Here is a 2,482-nt window from a genome sequence, read left to right on the forward strand (position 1 = left end):
CTTCCATGACTGGCACTCTACGCCCGCTTTGGGATACCTTTCACGTATCTCGAAAATCGAGATACAAGAAAATCGAGGAAAGGCCTCCCGTGAACCGGTTGCTGCGCGTGCTCACCTCGGCACGCACGTCATGGATCGTGCTCGTGGTCGCCTTCGCGGGCGTTGCCACGCTGTTCGCGCTCGGATCGAGCTCGTCGGCCGAGACGGCGCCCGGCAATGGGCTGCCCGACTCCGCCGAGTCGGTGCAGGTGTCGAAGATCCTCGAGACCTTCCCGGATGCCGACACCACCAGCGCCCTGCTCGTGTTCGCCGCCGACGACGGCCAGGCTCTGAGCCCCGAGACCGTCGCCGCGATCCAGCAGAAGGCGTTCGGCGACCTCGTCGACCTCACCCCCGACGGCTTCATCCCGCCCCCGCAGGTGTCGGAGGACGGCACGGTCGCCCTGCTCGTCGTCCCGCTCGAACCCGAGACCGACGTCGCCGCCCAGACTGCGCGCGCCGAAGAGATCCGCGCGCTCGCCGCCGACGGCCTCGACGGGGTGCGCACCTACCTGACCGGGCCCGAGGGCTTCGAGGTCGACATCGCCGCGGTGTTCGACGGCGCGGACTTCACCCTGCTGCTCACGACCGTGATCGTCGTGGCGGTGTTGCTGCTCATCACCTATCGCAGCCCCTGGCTGTGGCTCGTGCCGCTGATCGTGATCGGCACCGCCGACGCCTCGGCCGGGATCGTCGCGCGCCGGGTCGCCGAGGCGGTGGGCGTGCAGCTGGACGCCTCGATCACCGGCATCCTGTCCGTCCTCGTCTTCGGCGCGGGGACCAACTACGCCCTGCTGCTCATCGCGCGCTATCGCGACGAGCTGCGCCTGGCCGAGGACCGCCGCGAGGCGATGCGCCGCGCGGTGCGGGGTGCAGGACCGGCGATCATCGCGAGCGGGTCCACAGTGGCCCTGGCCCTGGCCACCCTGCTGCTGGGCGAGCTGTCGGGCAACCGCGCCCTGGGCCTGGCGTGCGCCGTGGGCGTCGTCGTGGCGATGGTCTTCGCACTCATCGTGCTGCCCGCAGCCCTGGTGCTCTTCGGCCGCTGGTTGTTCTGGCCCTACATCCCCCGCTTCGGATCGCCCGACGCGATCTCGCGCAGCCCGTGGGGAAAGCTCGGCCGCGGCGTCTCGCGGCGACCGGTCGTCGTCGCGATCACCGGGGCGGTCGTGCTCGGCGCGCTCGCGAGCGGACTGTTCTTCGTCCAGACCGGTCTGTCGCAGAACGACCGCTTCCTGCAGAAGCCCGACGCGGTGAAGGGGCAAGAGGTGCTCGCCGAGGCGTTCTCGGCCGGGGCGACCTCGCCCGCCACGGTCGTCGCGAAGCCCGCCGACGCCGAGGCGGTGGTCGAGGCCGCGACCGGGCTCGAGGGCGTCGACTCCGCGCGCATCGTCGAGGCGACCACCGACTGGGCGCGCATCGACGTGACGCTGAACGCGTCGGCCGAGACGCCCGAGGCCTTCGCCGCGATCGAGCGCATGCGCGCCGACTTCGACGGCATCGGGTCGGGGCAGACGCTCGTCGGCGGTCTCGACGCGCAGGCGCTCGACGTCGCCGGTGCGCAGCAGCGCGATCAGTCGCTGATCATCCCGCTCATCCTCGTGCTGGTGTTCATCGTGCTCGTCATCCTGCTGCGAGCCCTGCTGGCGCCCGTGCTGCTGCTGCTCGCGGTGGTCGCGAGCTTCTTCTCGGCCGTGGGTGCGGCGTGGTGGCTGTTCCAGACGCCGTTGTTCGCCTTCCCGGCGATCGACACGAACGTGCTGCTGTTCAGCTTCCTGTTCCTGGTGGCGCTGGGTGTGGACTACAGCATCTTCCTCGTCACCCGCGCGCAGGAAGAGAGCCGCACCCTCGGCACCACGCAGGGCATGATCCGCGCGCTCGCCGCGACCGGCGCGGTCATCACGAGTGCCGGCATCCTGCTCGCCGCCGTCTTCGCGGTGCTGGGCGTGCTGCCGCTGATCACCCTGACGCAGATCGGCATCATCGTCTGCATCGGCGTGCTGATCGACACCCTGCTCGTGCGCACGGTCATCGTCCCCGCGATGGCGTTCATCGCCGGCGACCAATTCTGGTGGCCCCGCAGGCCGAGAGTGACGGATGCCGAGGCCGCCGCCCACCGCACGCCGGACGCCGCGCAGACCGGCGCCGAGCCGAACGCCCCGCAGACCCGCGCCGCACGCCGGAAGGGCATGCCGGTCGCCTGAGCGCCGCGGGCCGGGAGCGGGCCCCCACGTCCTCCCGGTCCGCGGTCATCCGGCATGGAGCGGTCGTCCCCCGCGGCCGCTCCATGCCGCGTTCACCGCGCGGACCGCGGCCGCTCACCTGGATGCGAGAGCCTCACGGCAGGAGGTGGCCCGTGAACCTGGTTAAGGCAGCGGCGGCGGTGGTCGTGGCATCCGTTCTCTGGGGTCCGGTCGCCGTCCCCGCTCCGGCGGTCCCGATC

Annotated in this window: 1 protein-coding gene; it reads left to right on the forward strand. The window is 71.3% G+C overall.

Annotated elements, in window-relative coordinates; translation table 11 throughout:
- Positions 1-89: 89 nt before the first annotated feature.
- Complete coding sequence (locus DBR36_RS11950) at positions 90-2,243, forward strand: MMPL family transporter (protein WP_108319670.1); 2,154 nt, start codon at positions 90-92, stop codon at positions 2,241-2,243.
- The last annotated feature ends 239 nt before the right edge of the window (positions 2,244-2,482 follow it).

It is taken from the genome of Microbacterium sp. HMWF026, from assembly GCF_003061325.1.
Taxonomy (GTDB): domain Bacteria; phylum Actinomycetota; class Actinomycetes; order Actinomycetales; family Microbacteriaceae; genus Microbacterium; species Microbacterium testaceum_E.